This is a genomic window from Vreelandella xerophytica (genome assembly GCF_968048975.1).
Genome location: NZ_OZ309106.1, coordinates 1,861,327 through 1,877,888 on the forward strand (window position 1 = coordinate 1,861,327; position 16,562 = coordinate 1,877,888).

At 59.0% G+C, this 16,562-nt stretch carries 16 protein-coding genes; 6 read left to right on the forward strand and 10 right to left on the reverse strand.

Annotated features, from left to right (window positions below):
- Positions 1–34: 34 nt before the first annotated feature.
- Together gcvP and gcvH are read right to left on the reverse strand one after the other, a co-directional pair.
- The gene (gene gcvP, locus ACWF8S_RS08855; RefSeq protein ID WP_447556501.1) at positions 35–2,929 is read right to left on the reverse strand and encodes an aminomethyl-transferring glycine dehydrogenase; all 2,895 of its coding nucleotides are present in this window, start codon (positions 2,927–2,929) and stop codon (positions 35–37) included.
- Between the two features lie 75 nt (positions 2,930–3,004).
- Positions 3,005–3,391: a glycine cleavage system protein GcvH gene (gene gcvH / locus ACWF8S_RS08860; protein WP_447556502.1), complete on the reverse strand. Its 387-nt coding sequence runs from the start codon at positions 3,389–3,391 to the stop codon at positions 3,005–3,007.
- 508 nt (positions 3,392–3,899) lie between these two features.
- On the opposite strand from gcvH, the gene ACWF8S_RS08865 reads away from it, so the two are divergent.
- On the forward strand, positions 3,900–5,300 hold the full coding sequence (locus ACWF8S_RS08865; protein WP_447556503.1) for an alanine/glycine:cation symporter family protein: 1,401 nt from the start codon (positions 3,900–3,902) through the stop codon (positions 5,298–5,300).
- 73 nt (positions 5,301–5,373) lie between these two features.
- A complete protein-coding gene (gcvT, locus tag ACWF8S_RS08870; protein ID WP_447556504.1) occupies positions 5,374–6,489 on the forward strand; it encodes a glycine cleavage system aminomethyltransferase GcvT in 1,116 nt (371 codons plus the stop codon).
- Positions 6,490–6,578: 89 nt separating this feature from the next.
- Here gcvT and ACWF8S_RS08875 read toward each other — a convergent pair whose 3' ends face one another.
- From ACWF8S_RS08875 to ACWF8S_RS08885, 3 genes are all read right to left on the reverse strand, one after another.
- On the reverse strand, positions 6,579–7,451 hold the full coding sequence (locus ACWF8S_RS08875; RefSeq protein WP_447556505.1) for a LysM peptidoglycan-binding domain-containing protein: 873 nt from the start codon (positions 7,449–7,451) through the stop codon (positions 6,579–6,581).
- A 20-nt stretch (positions 7,452–7,471) separates the two neighbouring features.
- Entirely contained in the window at positions 7,472–8,353 is an 882-nt protein-coding gene (locus ACWF8S_RS08880) for an acetyltransferase (RefSeq protein ID WP_447556506.1), read from the reverse strand.
- A gap of 96 nt (positions 8,354–8,449) precedes the next feature.
- Positions 8,450–9,370: a LysR family transcriptional regulator gene (locus tag ACWF8S_RS08885; protein WP_447556507.1), complete on the reverse strand. Its 921-nt coding sequence runs from the start codon at positions 9,368–9,370 to the stop codon at positions 8,450–8,452.
- Between the two features lie 147 nt (positions 9,371–9,517).
- Between ACWF8S_RS08885 and ACWF8S_RS08890 the strand changes: the two genes are divergently transcribed.
- Positions 9,518–10,216, forward strand: coding sequence for a CoA transferase subunit A (locus tag ACWF8S_RS08890; RefSeq protein ID WP_447556508.1), 699 nt, complete (start codon positions 9,518–9,520; stop codon positions 10,214–10,216).
- A 38-nt stretch (positions 10,217–10,254) separates the two neighbouring features.
- Entirely contained in the window at positions 10,255–10,914 is a 660-nt protein-coding gene (locus ACWF8S_RS08895; protein WP_447556509.1) for a CoA transferase subunit B, read from the forward strand.
- A gap of 18 nt (positions 10,915–10,932) precedes the next feature.
- Here the strand turns inward: ACWF8S_RS08895 and ACWF8S_RS08900 are convergent, their stop codons facing one another.
- Entirely contained in the window at positions 10,933–11,697 is a 765-nt protein-coding gene (locus tag ACWF8S_RS08900) for a DUF1338 domain-containing protein (RefSeq protein ID WP_447556510.1), read from the reverse strand.
- Between the two features lie 149 nt (positions 11,698–11,846).
- Positions 11,847–12,110, reverse strand: a complete 264-nt coding sequence (locus ACWF8S_RS08905; RefSeq protein ID WP_447556511.1) for a GrxA family glutaredoxin — start codon at positions 12,108–12,110, stop codon at positions 11,847–11,849.
- A gap of 149 nt (positions 12,111–12,259) precedes the next feature.
- Here ACWF8S_RS08905 and ACWF8S_RS08910 point away from each other — a divergent pair, with 149 nt between their 5' ends.
- Positions 12,260–13,033, forward strand: a complete 774-nt coding sequence (locus ACWF8S_RS08910) for a 3-hydroxybutyrate dehydrogenase (RefSeq protein ID WP_447556512.1) — start codon at positions 12,260–12,262, stop codon at positions 13,031–13,033.
- 2 nt (positions 13,034–13,035) lie between these two features.
- Here the strand turns inward: ACWF8S_RS08910 and ACWF8S_RS08915 are convergent, their stop codons facing one another.
- From ACWF8S_RS08915 to ACWF8S_RS08925, 3 genes are read right to left on the reverse strand one after another with little or no spacing between them, the layout of a single operon-like run.
- Positions 13,036–13,575 carry a response regulator transcription factor gene (locus ACWF8S_RS08915; protein WP_447556513.1) on the reverse strand — a complete coding sequence of 180 codons (540 nt, stop codon included), beginning with the start codon at positions 13,573–13,575 and terminating at the stop codon, positions 13,036–13,038.
- Between the two features lie 30 nt (positions 13,576–13,605).
- Positions 13,606–14,880 (reverse strand): ATP-binding protein, encoded by a 1,275-nt coding sequence (locus ACWF8S_RS08920; RefSeq protein ID WP_447556514.1) that lies wholly within the window; start codon positions 14,878–14,880, stop codon positions 13,606–13,608.
- 5 nt (positions 14,881–14,885) lie between these two features.
- Positions 14,886–15,302 carry a hypothetical protein gene (locus ACWF8S_RS08925; protein WP_447556515.1) on the reverse strand — a complete coding sequence of 139 codons (417 nt, stop codon included), beginning with the start codon at positions 15,300–15,302 and terminating at the stop codon, positions 14,886–14,888.
- A 176-nt stretch (positions 15,303–15,478) separates the two neighbouring features.
- Here ACWF8S_RS08925 and pyrC point away from each other — a divergent pair, with 176 nt between their 5' ends.
- Positions 15,479–16,516, forward strand: a complete 1,038-nt coding sequence (gene pyrC, locus ACWF8S_RS08930) for a dihydroorotase (RefSeq protein ID WP_447556516.1) — start codon at positions 15,479–15,481, stop codon at positions 16,514–16,516.
- The last annotated feature ends 46 nt before the right edge of the window (positions 16,517–16,562 follow it).

Genomic DNA, 16,562 nt, shown 5'->3' on the forward strand with positions numbered 1-16,562 from the left:
GCTTGGCGCCGTGGGGGCTTATTGCGGAAGGGCCTTAACTGCGATATTCGTCGATGCTGGGGCACGAGCAGATCAGTTGTCGGTCGCCCAGCACGTTATCCACCCGGTTGACGGCCGGCCAATACTTCGCCGCCATGACCGCATCAGAGGGGAAGGCGCCCAGAACGCGGTCGTAAGGGCGCTGCCAGTCGCTGTCGGCGATATCGCGCTGGGTATGGGGCGCATTGACCAGCGGGTTGTTGTCCAGCGGCCACTCGCCGCTTTCCACGCGCTTGATCTCGTCACGAATGCTGATCATGGCATCGCAGAACCGATCGATCTCGAAAAGCGATTCTGACTCGGTCGGCTCGATCATCAGCGTTCCCGGAACCGGGAAGGACATGGTCGGGGCGTGGAAACCGTAATCGATCAAACGCTTGGCGATATCTTCCTCGGTAATACTCGAGCTTTGCTTGAGCGGTCGGATATCGATGATGCATTCATGCGCCACGGTGCCGTTCTGGCCGCGGTAGAGAATCGGGTAGCTCTCCTCCAGACGCTTGGCGATGTAGTTGGCGTTCAGGATGGCAAGCTGGGTCGCTTCACGAAGCCCCCGGGCCCCCATCATCTTGATGTACGCCCAGGAGATCGGCAGGATCGACGCGCTGCCAAAGGCCGCCGCCGCCACGGCGCCGCCTTGGGTTTTCACGCCGTTGATCGGCGTGACCACGTGGTTGGCAACGTAAGGCGCCAGGTGCGCTTTCACCCCGATAGGCCCCATGCCCGGGCCGCCGCCGCCATGGGGGATGCAGAACGTCTTGTGCAGATTCAGGTGTGACACATCGCCGCCGAAATCTCCCGGACGGCTGAGGCCGACCTGGGCGTTCATGTTGGCACCATCCACGTATACCTGTCCGCCGTTTTCATGCACCACCTCGCACACGCGACGCACGTGGGATTCGAACACCCCATGGGTGGAGGGGTAGGTGATCATGATGGCCGAAAGACGCTCGCTGTACTGCTCGGCCTTGCGGGTCAGGTCATCGAGATCGATGTTGCCCTGACGGTCGCACTCGACCACGACCACTTCCATGCTGAGCATGGCTGCAGAAGCCGGATTGGTGCCGTGGGCGGAGCTGGGAATCAGGCAGACGTCCCGATGCGCTTCGCCGCTTGCCGCCTGGTAGCGACGAATGGCCAGAAGACCCGCGTATTCTCCCTGAGCGCCGGAGTTGGGTTGCATCGACACGTGATCATAACCGGTGATCTCGACCAGAAACGCGGCCAGCTCATCGATCATCTGATGGTAACCCGCCACCTGGTCGCGAGGAGCGAAGGGGTGCAGCTTGGCAAACGCCGGCCAGGAGATCGGGATCATTTCGCTGGTAGCGTTGAGCTTCATGGTGCACGAGCCCAGCGGGATCATCGCATGAGCCAGCGACAAATCCTTGTTCTCAAGGCGCTTCAAGTAGCGAAGCATCTCGGTTTCGCTACGGTAGCGATGGAACGTGGGATGTGTTAGGAAATCGCTTTCGCGGCGGTACGCCTCGGGGATTCCTGAAAGAGCGCTTTCGAACAGCTGGTCTTCGAGTAAGGGAATCGATAAGCCGTGCTCGTCGCCCAGAATCACGTCGAACAGCGCAGCCAGGTCGTGAGCGGTGGTAGTCTCGTCCAGGCTTACGCCGATGTCGCCATTGTCGAAGTAGTGCAGGTTGATATCAACGGTCATCGCCCGGCCGTGGATCTTGCCCGCATCCACACCGGTCAGGCGAAGCGTGTCGAACCAGCTCTCACTGGCAAGCACCACGCCGGCCTGCTTCAAGCCCTGGGCCAGCAACGAGGTGAGACGGTGGACCCGGGCGGCGATCTTGCGCAGGCCCTCGGCGCCGTGATAGGTGGCGTAGAAGCCGGCGATATTGGCCAGCAGCGCCTGAGCGGTGCAGATATTGGAGGTCGCCTTCTCGCGGCGGATATGCTGCTCGCGGGTCTGCATGGCCATGCGCAGGGCGGTGTTGCCCCGGCTGTCCTTGGAAACCCCGATGATCCGTCCGGGGATCGAGCGCTTGAGCTTGTCGGAGGTGGCAAAGAACGCCGCGTGAGGCCCGCCGAACCCCATGGGAACGCCAAAGCGCTGGGAGTTGCCCACCACGATATCCGCTCCCATCGCCCCCGGTTCCTTCAAGAGCACCAGGCTTAAAAGATCGGTAGCCACGCAGGTCATGATGTTCTGCTCTCGAGCCGCGCTCAGAAGGGGCTCAAGCTCGGTGATGTCACCACTGGCGCCGGGGTATTGCACCAGTGCGCCGAAAACGTCGTGCTGGGCCAGGGTGGCCGCGGGGCCGATGATCAGCTCGAAACCGAAGTAATCGGCGCGGGTCTTGACCACGTCCACGGTTTGGGGGAAGACGTCGTCGGCGACGAAAAAGGCGTTGGACCTGCTTTTCTTGTTGGCGCGTTTGCAAAGCGCCATCGCCTCAGCAGCAGCAGTGGCTTCATCCAGCAACGAGGCGTTGGCAAGGTCCATGCCGGTGAGATCCATCACCACCTGCTGGAAATTCAGCAGTCCTTCCAGGCGGCCCTGGGAAATTTCCGGCTGGTAGGGCGTATAGGCGGTGTACCAGCCCGGGTTTTCCAGCACGTTACGCTGAATGACCGCCGGCAGGTGGGTGTCGTAGTAGCCCTGACCGATATAGCTCTTGGCCACCCGGTTCTGGCGCGCCAGCTGGCTCAGGTAGTTCAGCGCCTCGGCTTCGCTTTGCGGGGCATCGAGCGCGAGTTCGCGACCCAGGCGAATATCGCCCGGCACGGTCTTTTCGATCAACTCCTCAAGATGACTCATATCCAGCACCTTCAGCATGCAGGCGATATCATCCTCGCCTGGGCCGTTGTGGCGTTTGATAAAGGCATCATGATCGGCCAGTTCGGCCAGGCGACGTGTTTCAAAGGACATGAGAGGGTTCCGGACGTAATGAGAAAACCGTGCAGGGCAAACCATAATGCGCCTGCTCAGGCAGGCGCTTGAACATCAATCGTCGGCAAGCGTTGCCTGGTAGGCATCGGCGTCGAGAAGATCACCAAGGTCCTGGTCACTTACGCGGACCTTCATGATCCAGCCGCCTTCATAGGGCGCTTCGTTGACGGTTTCTGGAGCATCTTCAAGTTCGCTGTTGACTTCGATCACCTCACCATTCACCGGCGCGTAGAGATCCGACGCTGCCTTGACCGACTCGATCACGCCAAACTCTTCACCTTTGGTCAGTGCCTGGCCCACTTCCGGCAGCTCGACGAACACGACATCGCCCAGGGCCTTCTGTGCGTGATCGGTAATCCCGATTGTGACGGTGCCATCCTCGTGGTCAAGCACCCATTCATGGCTTTTGGCGTAACGAAGATTCGCAGGAAGGTTGCTCATGATGTTTCCCTATTAAACGGTGGTCTGGAGCAAAATATACTAGCGCTTGCGGGGGGCCTTGGCGACCTTGTTCAAGGCAGGCGTCATAGACGCTATGGTACCGTGTTTCTAATAGGAAACAAATTTCTCTAACGCCCCGTCACGATATTTCCAGACCTCCATGAGTCGGGCAAGCAGCCGCGCCCCGTGGTAAACGGGCCACTCCGTAAGGCTGCTTTATCCATGAAAAAAGTATCAACTGCATGGCGGGTCACCAAGAAAATGGTATAAAACAGGGCTATCCCCCGCTTCAACCGCAGGTTGGGCGGGGGATTTCCATAAACACGCTGAAAAGAGCGACCCTCTTGTCTGCGTAGAACAATTCAGTACCCATTCATGGTACGCAACCAAGGTACTTGGCCAAGGTACTCAAACCATGTGTCTAGCCCAGGTGCTTGTTCAAAGCACTCGGTCAGAGCACTTGGCCAACGTACGCATTCGATTACTCAAGGGTAAGGAGAAGAAGAACGTGGAGACCTTAACGAGCCTTCTAGGGGCGATCAACGGGGTAGTGTGGGGCCCGTTGATGCTTATTCTACTGCTGGGAGTAGGCATCTATCTCCAGGCGGGTCTAAAGCTCATGCCGATTCGCAAACTCGGCATGGGCTTTAAGCTCATGTGGCAAGGGCGCGATCCCAAACCCGGCCAAGGCCCCGCCAAAAAGACCGATGACGGCGAAATTTCACCTTTCAATGCGCTGATGACGGCGCTATCGGCCACCATCGGCACGGGCAATATTGCCGGGGTGGCAACCGCCATCGCACTCGGTGGGCCAGGGGCGGTGTTCTGGATGTGGATTACCGCACTGGTGGGGATGGCGACGAAATTCGCCGAGGCGGTGCTGGCCGTTCGTTATCGGGAAACCGACAGTACCGGCTACCACGTGGGCGGGCCGATGTTCTATATCAAGAACGGCCTGGGCAAGAAGTGGATGTGGCTGGGAATGCTGTTTGCGTTTTTCGGCGCGGTGGCGGCTTTTGGTATCGGTAACACCGTACAGTCCAATTCGGTGGCGGATGCCATGGACGCTACCTTCGGCGTGCCGCACTGGCTGACGGGTGTGGTCATCATGGTGCTGGCCGGCGCGGTCATTCTGGGCGGTATCAAGCGTATTGCCAAGGTGGCGGGCAAGCTGGTACCCATCATGGGTATCGCTTATGTGCTGGCGGGTATCGCGGTGCTGGTGGTGAACGCCGGCCAGATCGGCGAAGCCTTTGGGCTGATTTTCTACTACGCCTTCAACCCCATCGCCGCCGCCGGTGGTTTTGCCGGTGCGGCGGTCATGGCGGCCATCCGCTTCGGCGTGGCGCGGGGTATCTTCTCCAACGAAGCGGGTCTGGGGAGCGCGCCCATCGCCCACGCGGCGGCACAGACCAAGAACCCGGTTCGTCAGGGGCTGGTGGCCATGCTGGGTACCTTCATCGATACCATCATTGTCTGCACGATCACCGCGCTGGTCATTCTGACCTCCACGGTCTGGCAGACCGGTGAAGAGGGCGCCTCGCTCACGGCGCTCTCCTTCGATGCAGCGCTTCCTGGCTTTGGCAATCAGATCGTGGCCATTGCCCTGGCCATATTCGCCTTCACCACCATTCTGGGCTGGTCGTTCTACGGCGAGAAGTGCTTTCAGTTTCTCTTTGGTACCCGCTCGATCATGCTTTACCGCGTGCTGTTCGTGTTGGCGATTCCGCTGGGTGCGATTGCCCAGCTGGGCTTTATCTGGCTGATGGCGGACACGTTCAACGCGATGATGGCCATTCCCAACCTGATCGCGCTGGCGCTGCTGTCTCCTGTGGTATTCAAGCTTTCCAAGGACTACTTTGCCGGCAAGGATGTCCTGCCCGGTGAGGCGCTGGATCACGACAAGTAACGCTCGATGACGGATTAAACCGGGCCGGGAAGCGGGATTTGCTTCCCGGTTCTTTTGATGGCGAGGACACGAGATGACAGAACTCAAAAAAACACCCCTTCATGGGCTGCACCAGACATTGGGTGCGAAAATGGTGCCTTTCGCAGGTTATGACATGCCGGTGCAGTATCCTCAGGGCGTGAAGAAGGAACACGAACATACCCGCCGCCAGTGCGGGCTTTTCGACGTTTCCCACATGGGCCAGATCAAGGTGTCAGGGCCGGACGTGGCCGAGGCGCTGGAGTCGCTGATTCCGTCAGACCTGATCGGATTGGCCGAAGGGCGCCAGCGCTACGGGCTCTTCATCAGCACCGACGGTGGTATCATCGATGACTTGATGCTCGTCAACGCCGGTGATCACTTTTATCTGGTGGTCAATGCTGCCTGCAAGGACCAGGATATCGCTCATCTTCGCACCAACCTGGGTACCGGCCACAAGATCGAAGTGTTGGAGCGCGGGCTGTTGGCGCTTCAAGGACCTGACGCGGTAAACGTGATGCAAAGGCTCTGCCCCGAGGCCTGCGAGCTGACCTTCATGCAACACGGCCGTTTTACCATGGCCGGCCAGCAAGTCTGGGTGAGTCGCAGCGGCTACACGGGGGAAGACGGCTTTGAAATTTCGGTGGCCGAGGAGGGCTGCGAAGCCTTCGCCCAGACGCTCTTGAGTGAGCCCGAGGTGGAAATGATTGGCCTGGGCGCCCGGGATTCCCTGCGCCTGGAAGCGGGGCTTTGCCTCTACGGGCACGATATGGATATGCAGACCACCCCGGTGGAAGCAGGGCTTGTCTGGGCCATCGGCAAGCCTCGTCGGCACGGCAGCGAGCGTTCGGGTGGCTTTCCCGGCGCCGATATCGTGCTTCATCAGATCGACGCCCAGGACCATGCGCGCAAGCGGGTTGGCCTGGTGGCCGATGGGCGCGCGCCGGTGCGTGAAGGTGCGCTATTGGTGAACGAGCAAGGCGAGGAGATTGGCGTGGTCACCTCTGGCGGGTTTGGCCCCAGCGTGGGCAAACCGGTCGCCATGGGCTACGTTACCCGTGAGTTCGAAACGCCGGATAGCGTGGTGTATGCCGAGGTGCGTGGCAAGAGACTGCCCATGGTAGTGACTAAAACGCCGTTTGTTTCGCCGGGCTACTACCGCGGCAAGTAAGGCGTGTCCCTTCAATGTCCTGAAAAAAGCCCCGGCTGGTCCGGGGCTTTTTAGCAGGTACGCTCGCTGTCTTCCCTGGCACCCGGGAGTTAACGAAGCACCTGGCGTGGGTCGATCGGCTTGCCGGCCTGGCGAAGATCGAACAACAGATCGTATCGTTCGGTGGCGCTGCTCTGGCCTACCTCGCAAAGCGGCTCGCCGGCTTTCACGTTTTGCCCGGTACTGACCAGAATCCGCTCGCACAGGGCATAGACACTTTGCAGGTTGTCGTCATGATGAACGATGACCACTTCACCGAGTTGGCGCATGCCGTCGGCAAAGCGAACTTCCCCGGGGGCAACCGACTGCGCCCTGGCGCCGCGCTGGGTGGCCAGCAGCATGGGCTGAAGCGTGCCGCGGCTGTCGGCCCCAAAGCGACGTACGATACGATAGTCCTCGAGCGGCCATGGCCAATTGCGAGCGGAGGAGGGCAAGCTCGCACTCGGCGTTGGTGCCGGGGCGGGGGCGCTTGCGCTACTTGAGGAAGACGCGGTAGCCCGCGACGCAGAACCCGCGCTGAGCGGCACGCTGATCACCTGGCCGACGCGCAGCGCCGTCGGGGAAGTGCCGGGATTGGCGCCTTGAATGCGCCCGGACGTGGTGCCGAAATGACGCGCCACCCCGGAAAACGTGTCCCCTGAACGAATCTGGTATCGATAAGGCCCGCCTGAAGGCGCACGCTCTTGCTGGGTGGGAATCAGCAGGCGCTGGCCCACGGCCAGACGCTGTGCGTTGACGCCGGGGTTGAACCGTTCAAGGCGTTCGATGGGCACACTGGCCTGGTTGGCGAGCTTGCCAAGCGTATCGCCACGCTTGACCTCGAGCCACTGCCCGTTGATGTTGCTGGCGGCGCTGCTGATCGGTATGCGCTGGCTGGACGAAGGCGCAGAGCTGGCGCAACCGGCAAGTACCCCTGCAAGCAAGCAAACGCCTGCCCAGGTGGCTAGTCGTGATCGGACAGGTTTTCCAGCAGAGCGTCTTTTTCCTGCCAGAGTGAATTGATCCATGCGTGGAAGCGTTCCTTGTGCTGCGGTTGCTGATGGTAGTTGGCGGTCTGCATCCACTCGGGGATCGCGACATGGCGAGCCACCAGGGTGACCGGCGCCTCCTGACCGCATAAAAAGCCCCAGAAGCTGGGCGATGGGTTGGCATAGCTGATCGTCACGTCAACAATACCATCTAATTGGTCGCCTAGCAGGCTAAGTACCTGGGCGACACCGCCGGCCTTGGGTCTTAACAGATGCTGGAACGGACTCTGCTGCGCTTCACGCTTGGCGACGCTGAACCGGGTCCCCTCGACGAAATTGTAGATCGAAATGGGCGCGTGACGCGCCTGGCGGCACATGCGCTCGGTTGAATCCCTGTCAATAGTAGCGAGCTTGGGGTTTTTGGCAATCTGTTCGCGACTGAACCGACGCATGAACGGGAATTCCAGGGCCCAGAAGGCGAGCCCGACGATAGGAATCCAGATAAGCCGATGCTTGAGAAAAAACCGAGGCATGGGGATGCGCCGGTGAAGCGCCATGAAGATGATGAAGATATCCGTCCAACTGCGATGATTGGAGACGACCAGCCACCACTGATCCGGGCTCAAAGCTTCCGGCACGCTGATGGAGACCTGAGGCTTGAGCCAGCGCTTCATCCACCACAGGTTGAGTCCGATCCAGTTCAGCGCCACCGCGCAGAGCTTGTCCAGAAGCCACTGCCTGGCGCGCCGCCCGGGTACAATGATCTTCAAGAAGATCAACAGTAGCAGCGGAACCCCCCAGATGAGCGTACTGAGCGTGAGCAGCAAGATGCTTACCGCTCCTTTGATGAATGGCATACCCATACTCCTTTACGATCCTTTTAACGCCCTGGCTTGGCTTCATGCACGACGGTTCAAGGCAGCTTTTACGTTAAATGCTAAAGGATCAAGGCGTTAGTTCCCAGCAAATCCGCTTCGGCAGGCCTTATGCTTTTCAAATAATGGCTTTACCGTGTCGACAAGAACCGTGCGAAGCGCCTGGGCGGCAATGGACAACTCCTGCTGGGTCAGAATACCCACCCGGCAATCGATCCCCGGCCCGGCAAGCGGTACGCAGCGCGCGCCGAGCGCGTGCATCTGTGGCATACACATGGCTGGTACCGCGCTGACTCCCAGCCCGCTGGCCACCATCTTGGCTACCGTGGAAAGCTGGTGACTCTCAAACGCCACCGAGAAATCAAGTTCCCGATGTGCCAAGGCATCTTCGAGCAAACGGCGTACCCGAGAGGGACGCTGCAGTGTGATAAAGTCCTCGGACAGAAGCTCTTCCCAGGTAAGGGTGTCGCGACCAAGCGGGCTTTGCGGGGGAAGGACGCCGACAAAGGTATCCTCGAAAAGCGGGGTGAAGGCCAGACTTCCCACGCCCTCAGGGGCGAAGGCGATGCCGATTTCCACCTGACGGGCGCGCACCATTTCCATGACATCTTCGTTGATGACGTCATGAACCGTCACGTTGACTCTGGGATATTGGCGACGAAAGCATACCAGTGCCTCAGGCAGCAGATTGCAGGCGAAGGAGGGCATGGCGGCCACGCTCAGACGGCCCAACTGCAGGGTGAACCGCTCGCGAAGGCGCTCTTCGGTGTTTTCCCATTGAGCCAGAAGATGCTTGGCCAGCGGGAGAAGTGACTCGCCCTCCGGGGTAAGCCGAACGCTTCGCGTGCTGCGGATCAAGAGTTTGCCGCCCAGGGTTTCCTCCAACCCCTTGATTGCCAAGGAAAGCGCTGGCTGGGAAAGATGCAGACGCTCGCAGGCCTGGGTAAAGCTCAGGGTTTGGGCAACGGCGAGAAAGGCGCGAAGCTGCTTGACGGTCATGGCGGCTCTTAATAAGTTGTTTAAATTAATTGATAAGAAAAACAAACTTAACAAATATATCAACTGGCACAACACTGAAAGCTGGACAATTTATCCTCTTTATCTTCAAAGCGCTAACCGGCGCCCTGACAACAAACGAGGCTATACATGGCAGGATTCGATAAGCGGGTCGCTTCTTATGAAGAAGCAATGGAAGGTATTGAAAGTGGCATGACCGTACTGGCCGGGGGGTTCGGGCTTTGTGGCATCCCCGAGAACCTGATTGCCGAGATCAAGCGCCGCGGCGTCAAGAACCTGACGGTGGCTTCCAACAATTGCGGGGTGGACGGCTTTGGTCTGGGACTTTTGCTTGAGAAGCGCCAGATCAGCAAGATCTACGCCTCCTATGTGGGCGAAAATGCGCTTTTCGAGCAGCAGATGCTCAACGAAGAAATTGAAGTGGTACTGACGCCTCAAGGAACGCTTGCCGAGAAAATGCGCGCCGGTGGCGCCGGTATCCCCGCCTTTTATACCGCCACCGGCTACGGTACGCCCATCGGTGAAGGCAAGGAAGTACGCGAGTTCGATGGACGCCATTATATTATGGAAGAGGCGCTCGTGGGGGATTTCGCCATCGTGAAAGGGTGGAAGGCGGACCGCTACGGCAACGTGATGTATCGCCACACTGCTCAGAATTTCAACCCGCTGGCGGCCACCGCCGGCAAGATTACCGTCGTCGAAGTGGAGGAAATCGTCGAGCCCGGCGAGATGGACCCCAGTCAGATTCATACCCCGGGTATCTATGTCGACCGGATCATTCAAGGCTCGTTTGAAAAACGAATCGAAAAGCGCACGGTTCATAGCTAGGCGCCCGGCAAACATCCACTGACCTTGAGGTAATTATCATGGCATTAACAAGAGAACAGATGGCCCAGCGCGTAGCCCTGGAGCTTCATGATGGCTTTTACGTGAATCTGGGTATCGGTATTCCCACGCTAGTGGCCAACTACATTCCCGAAGGCATCGATGTGATGCTGCAGTCCGAGAACGGACTTCTGGGCATGGGGCGCTACCCCACCGATGAAGAACTCGATCCGGACATGATCAATGCGGGCAAGGAAACGGTCACCGCCCGGCCAGGCGCGGCGATCTTCTCCTCCGCGGAATCCTTTGCCATGATTCGCGGCGGCCATGTGGATTTGACCGTACTGGGCGCCTTCGAGGTGGATCAGCACGGCAACATCGCCTCCTGGATGATTCCCGGCAAGCTGATCAAGGGTATGGGTGGGGCCATGGATCTGGTGGCGGGCGCGGAAAATATCATCTGCACCATGACGCACGCCTCGAAGCACGGCGAATCCAAGCTTCTTGAAAAGTGCGAGCTGCCGCTGACCGGCGCAGGCTGTATCAACCGCGTACTGACCGATCTTGCCTACCTGGAAATCAAGGACGGTGCGTTCATTCTCAAGGAGCGCGCCCCGGGTGTCAGCGTCGAAGAAATCAAGGAAAAGACCGCCGGCAAGCTGATCGTGCCCGACCACGTCCCCGAAATGCAGTTTGCCTGATCATTAAGGCGTGACCGGTCACGCCACCTGACACCGCGTGTGCGGGGGCAAGAGGTCCTCGCACAGCGTTAAGGAGGTGCTCTCGAACGCCTTTTGCGCCAACGCCAGCCCGCCCAGGCAGAGTCTATGCTCGTCGCCTTGGTCAAAGGCCATCTTCTGCGGCATGGCCGGGTAGAAGCGGTGCTCGAGTGCGCTTGAGACCGGGAAAATGCCGTTGTACTGATTCTTGGCGCAGTGCAGGCCAATGTTTTCAAGCGCACTGTCGAGCACGGTCAGCGATTCCCCCAGCGACTGACAGTTGAACCCGGCGTGGTGAACCCGCGGGCCCATGACGGCAAGCCAGGCTGCCAAGGGGTGTTCCGCTTCAAGCTGCTGGTAAAGCGCCCAGGAGGGCATGGGCCAGGGCCTTCCCCGGCACAACAGGTTATGGCCCTTGCAATCCTGCGGATGACTGCGTTCGATAAGCTCCAGAAGAGCATGACGTGGCGACGTACAAAGCGCATTGAGCTGGAGCTCGACCAGAATCAGCCCGCTGCTGTTGTCAGCGGCAAGCTGATGGATGATCAGCCCTTTGTCGGGCAGTGCGTACTGGGTGGTGGAGGCGTATCCCATGCGGTGAAGCTTGTGGGTCAGCTTGGCTGCGCTGAACGAACCATGGTTGAGGGTAAGAAGCGTGAGGTACTCCGCCTTGATATCCAAAGGCCAGATATCCAGCCCGCCAAGCTCCGGATGAGTATGAATATAGTCCAGCCACAGCTGCTGTTCGAATTCTTCGCGTTGCATTGCACGTATCCTTGCCACCGTTGGCGGTCTTGTTGAGGTGGTACGTCCTGACCAGTATAGGCAGCAAGGCGATACGCGGGTTCCCTTTGACGGATAATCCTTGACGAATATTGCTTGATGAGTACGGCTTGGCGGGTACTGCGCAAATCCTATCCGGCAAGCAGGCCGTTCTCTCGGACATACTGATCAAACTCACTGAAACCACCGATGTGCTGCTGGTCGATGAATACCTGAGGAACGGTATGAACCGGTTTGCCCGCGGTCTTTGCAATATCTTCCTTGGTGACACCTTCCGAGGGCATGTCCACGTAGCGGTATCCCTCGATTTTATGTGCATTTTCCAACTGCTCGGCCAGCTGTTTGGCGCGCACACAGAAAGGACAGCTCAAGCGACCATAAATGACGACAAACATGTTTACTCCTTTTATGCGTGTTTCGTTGATGGGCATTGTCGCCCAGATTGCGGGCGTTGAACAATATCGCAACGCTTTGACTCACGTTGGCTCAGGAGTTCTATACTGACCCTTGTTCAACGGATATTAAAGTTATCAAGGAGAAGGATATGGCGGTCAGTACAGACAATACGCCTCGTGTGGCGCTGGTGACGGGAACCAGCAGCGGGATAGGTGCAAGCGTCGTTCAACACTTTTGTCAGCAAGGCTTTCAAGTGCTGGCAGTGGATTTCAATGAAGCGGGTGAAAAGGTGGCCACCGAGCAGGGCGCGGCGTTCTATCAGGCCGACCTGACGGATGGGCAGGCCTGTAAAGCCGCGGTGGCCGAGGCGCTTAAACGCTTTGGCCGGGTGGATATTCTGGTGAACAACGCAGGTATCCAGCACGTCAGCCCCATTGAATCGTTTCCCGAAGCGAAGTGGCGCAGCATCATGGATCTGATGCTCACTGCGCCGTTTCTGCTGACCCAGGCGGCCTGGCCCTCGATGCGGGAAAACGGCTGGGGTCGGATTATCAATATCGCCTCGATTCACGCCCAGGTGGCATCACCTGGCAAGTCTGCCTACGTGACTTCCAAGCATGGCTTGATCGGAATGACCAAGACCGCTGCACTTGAAGGGGGCGAGCAGGGGATCACCGCCAATGCGATCTGCCCGGCCTACGTCAAGACGCCGCTGGTGGATAACCAGATAGCCGACCAGGCCAAGCTGCACAAGATGAATGAGCAGGAAGTGATCGAGAACATCATGCTCAAGGACGCGGCGATCAAGCGCCTGATCGAACCCGCTGAAGTCGCTCAGCTCGTCAATTACCTGGCATCCGATGCCGCAGGGTCGATTACCGGTTCGAGCTTCAATATCGACCTGGGCTGGACGGCACACTGATTCTAGCGCTTGACCGGGCGCTTTTGCAGCTTGCGCTGCAGCGTACGTCGATGCATACCCAGCGCCCGGGCGGTGGCCGAGATATTGCCGTCATGCTCCTGAAGCACCTTTTGAATGTGCTCCCAGGTGATACGGTTGATCGACGGTGGATTGTCGGCAAGCTCGATATTCGGATCGCCCCCTTCGTGGTCGAAGGCGGCGAGTACATCGTCGGCGTCCACCGGCTTGCACAGATAATGCACCGCACCGAGCTTGATCGCCTCAACCGCCGTGGCAATGCTTGAATAACCAGTGAGCACCACCACCCGGCAAGCGGGGACGATGTCGAGAAGCTCCGGTAAAAGCTTGAGCCCGGAGCTATGCTCGAGCTTCAGATCCAGAGTGGCCATGGTAGGGGCGAAGGAGGCGGCCAGTTGCAGGGCCTGGTCGGCGTCGTGAGCCACCTGTACCTCGAAACCGCGCCGGGTGAGCGCACGGCTCAGGACGTGGCAGAACACGTCGTCGTCATCCACTATCAAAAGGCGCTGGTCTTGAGTCTGCATGGTCTACTCGCTATTGCTTTGAAGGCGTGCTTATTTTTCCGGAGCGGTACAGCGCGGCAGTATCACTTCGGTCAGCGTGCCGCCTTCGGGGTGATTATAAAGACTCACGCCGCCGCCAAACCGGTTGATCGTGGCATGGGTTAAAAATAGCCCAATCCCCATCCCCTTGCTCTTGGTGGAAATGAACGTTTCCCCCAGCTGGTCGGCAATCGACATGGCAATACCCGGGCCATGATCGCGTATGTCGATGATCACGCTTTCATCCTGCCAGTCCAGGCGAATGGCAACCTGCTCCGGGTGGGCATCGGCGGCGTTGTTCAATAGATTGGTCAGAGCCTGGTCAAGTGTTGCATCCACGGCCAGCCACGGGCGTCCGCGCCGTTGGGCTACATCCAGCTGGTGCGTCACATCCGGGCGAATCACCAGCCAGCGTTGAACCACGCCGGCAAGCCATACTTCGCCATCCAGCACTTCCGGTTCGGCCATGCGACGACGGTCAGCGTTGGTCACCAGATGCTGCAGACGCGATTTGCAGACATCCACCTGCTGGCGCAAAAGCCTGATATCGTCCTGCAGGGGCGAGTCCTCGGGCGTGTCGGCCTGCATTTCCTTGAGCAGCACCGCCATGGTCGAGAGCGGCGTGCCCAGCTCATGGGCGGTACCTGCCGCCTGGGTGGCCACTGCCAGGACCTGTTCATTACGCAAGGCGGCCTCGCGGGTGCGCGAAAGCGCCTTGTCCCGGTTTCTGAGCGCGTGGGCCATCTTGTAGATGAAGAATGTGACAAGCCCTGCTGAAAGACCGAAGTTCAGCCACATACCCAATACGTGCAGGTTCAGCAGACTGTCGCTATCGATATGGCTCAACTGAGTGATAGGGTGGAAATACACCATCAAGAAGCTGTAACCCGCCATCGCACAGCCCGCGATGATCCAGGCATAACGCCAGGGGAGGGTGGCGGCGGCAATGGTCACTGGCACCAGGTAATAGGTAATGAACGGATTGGTGGAGCCACCGGTAAAATAGAAAAGCAGCGTCAGGCCAGCGATGTCGGCGAGAAGGTGCAGAAGGTATTCAAGGTGGCTCACGGCCCGCGGCCGGCCCAGGCGCCACCAGGTCAGGATGTTCAGCGCGCCCATGGCGATCACCACGCTGACCACCGCGGTGACTTCAAGCTCGAAGGCCAGAATTTCCACACCCACCACGATGGCCAGCAGAAAGCCGGTCCAGGTAATGCCGCGCACTATGGTCAGACGAACCAGGTTGCGATTGGGCGTGGAAAGCGGAAGCGGCAGCGCGGTCTGCATAACGGTCATTTGCCCGAGGTTTTAACGCTATGAATGATGAACTTGATGAACAGCGTCATCACATAGGTAAGCCAGCCGGCGGTGGCCAGGAGGTTGAACACCAGTATCTTGGGCGGTAGCCACGCGCGTCCCACCAAGGCTTCCAGCAGAATGTGCAGCAGCATGGCCAGCAGAAGCGGCAGCGCCAGAGTATGGATCCACATGTCGGTGCGCCGCTTGCGTACATGGTAACGGCGCAGCAGATAGCGCATCGGCTTATGTGCCCAGCTGAACAGCAGCATCGCACCGACCACGAAGAGCATGGCCAGGGTAGGCTCGGTGCTCCCTTTGTGCATCGAGATGGAGATGGACCAGGCAAGCGCAAGCCACATCAGTCCTTCGATACTGGTGAGAATGTCTGCATAGCGCCTGACGTTTTGCATATGCAACCAAAATCCTTGAGCGGGTTATGTGGGCGCTATGATACGACACTTGTAAAGCGCTGTCGGCAAGGCGATAGGATTTAGTACCGGGTTCGAGCGGCTGGATTCATACCCTTCGGCGTTTAGGTATACTACAGGCCAACGCCTTACCTCCCACCGCTGAGACAGGATTGACCGTGGACTCCATTACGTTGACCCGCCCCGATGACTGGCACCTTCACCTGCGCGACGATCAGGTGCTGGATGCCGTGGTGAACCATACCGCTACACAGATGGGACGGGCGATCATCATGCCCAACCTCAAGCCCCCCGTCACCACCACCGAGCAGGCACTCGCCTACCGGGCGCGTATCATGAGCGCTGTGGATCCTGCCTACCGCTTCGAACCTCTGATGACGCTTTATCTCACCGACACCACCACGGCAGAGGAGATTGAAAAGGCCCACGCCAGTGGCATGATCAAGGCGGTAAAGCTTTACCCCGCGGGGGCCACCACCAATTCCGCCTCCGGCGTGACCGATATCGCCCATTGCGATAGCGCGATCACCATGATGGCGAAGCTCGGCATGCCGCTTCTGATTCACGGTGAAGTGACCGACAGCGATATCGATATCTTCGACCGGGAAGCGGCCTTCATCGAGCGTGTCCTGAAGCCACTGCTGGCCCGCCACCCCGAGCTCAAGGTGGTGTGCGAGCATATCACCACCCAGCAGGCGGCCGAGTTCGTTGCGGCGGGCCCGGAGAATCTAGCCGCCACGATTACCGCGCATCATCTGCTTTTCAACCGTAACAAGATGCTCGCCGGGGGCATTCGTCCACACTATTACTGCCTGCCGATCCTGAAACGCGAACAGCATCGCCAGGCGCTTTTGAAAGCCGCCACCAGCGGTAGTCCGAAGTTTTTCCTGGGCACCGATAGCGCCCCTCACGAGAAAAACGACAAGGAGTCGAGCTGTGGCTGCGCAGGCGCTTATACCGCACCTGTGGCTATCGAGCTTTATGCTACCGCCTTCGAGCAGATGGGCGCGCTCGACAGGCTCGAGGCCTTCGCCAGCCTGAACGGGCCGCGGTTCTATGGCCTGAAGCCGAATGCCGATACCATCACCCTGGAGCGCCGCCCTCAAATGCTCCCGGCAAGCTACGCCTATGGTGACAACTGCTCGATCGTGCCATTGATGGCAGGTGAGCAGCTGGCGTGGTCGCTCAAGGCGTAACGATCACAGTCAAGTGAACGGGGCTTTCGGGCCCCGTTTTTTATGC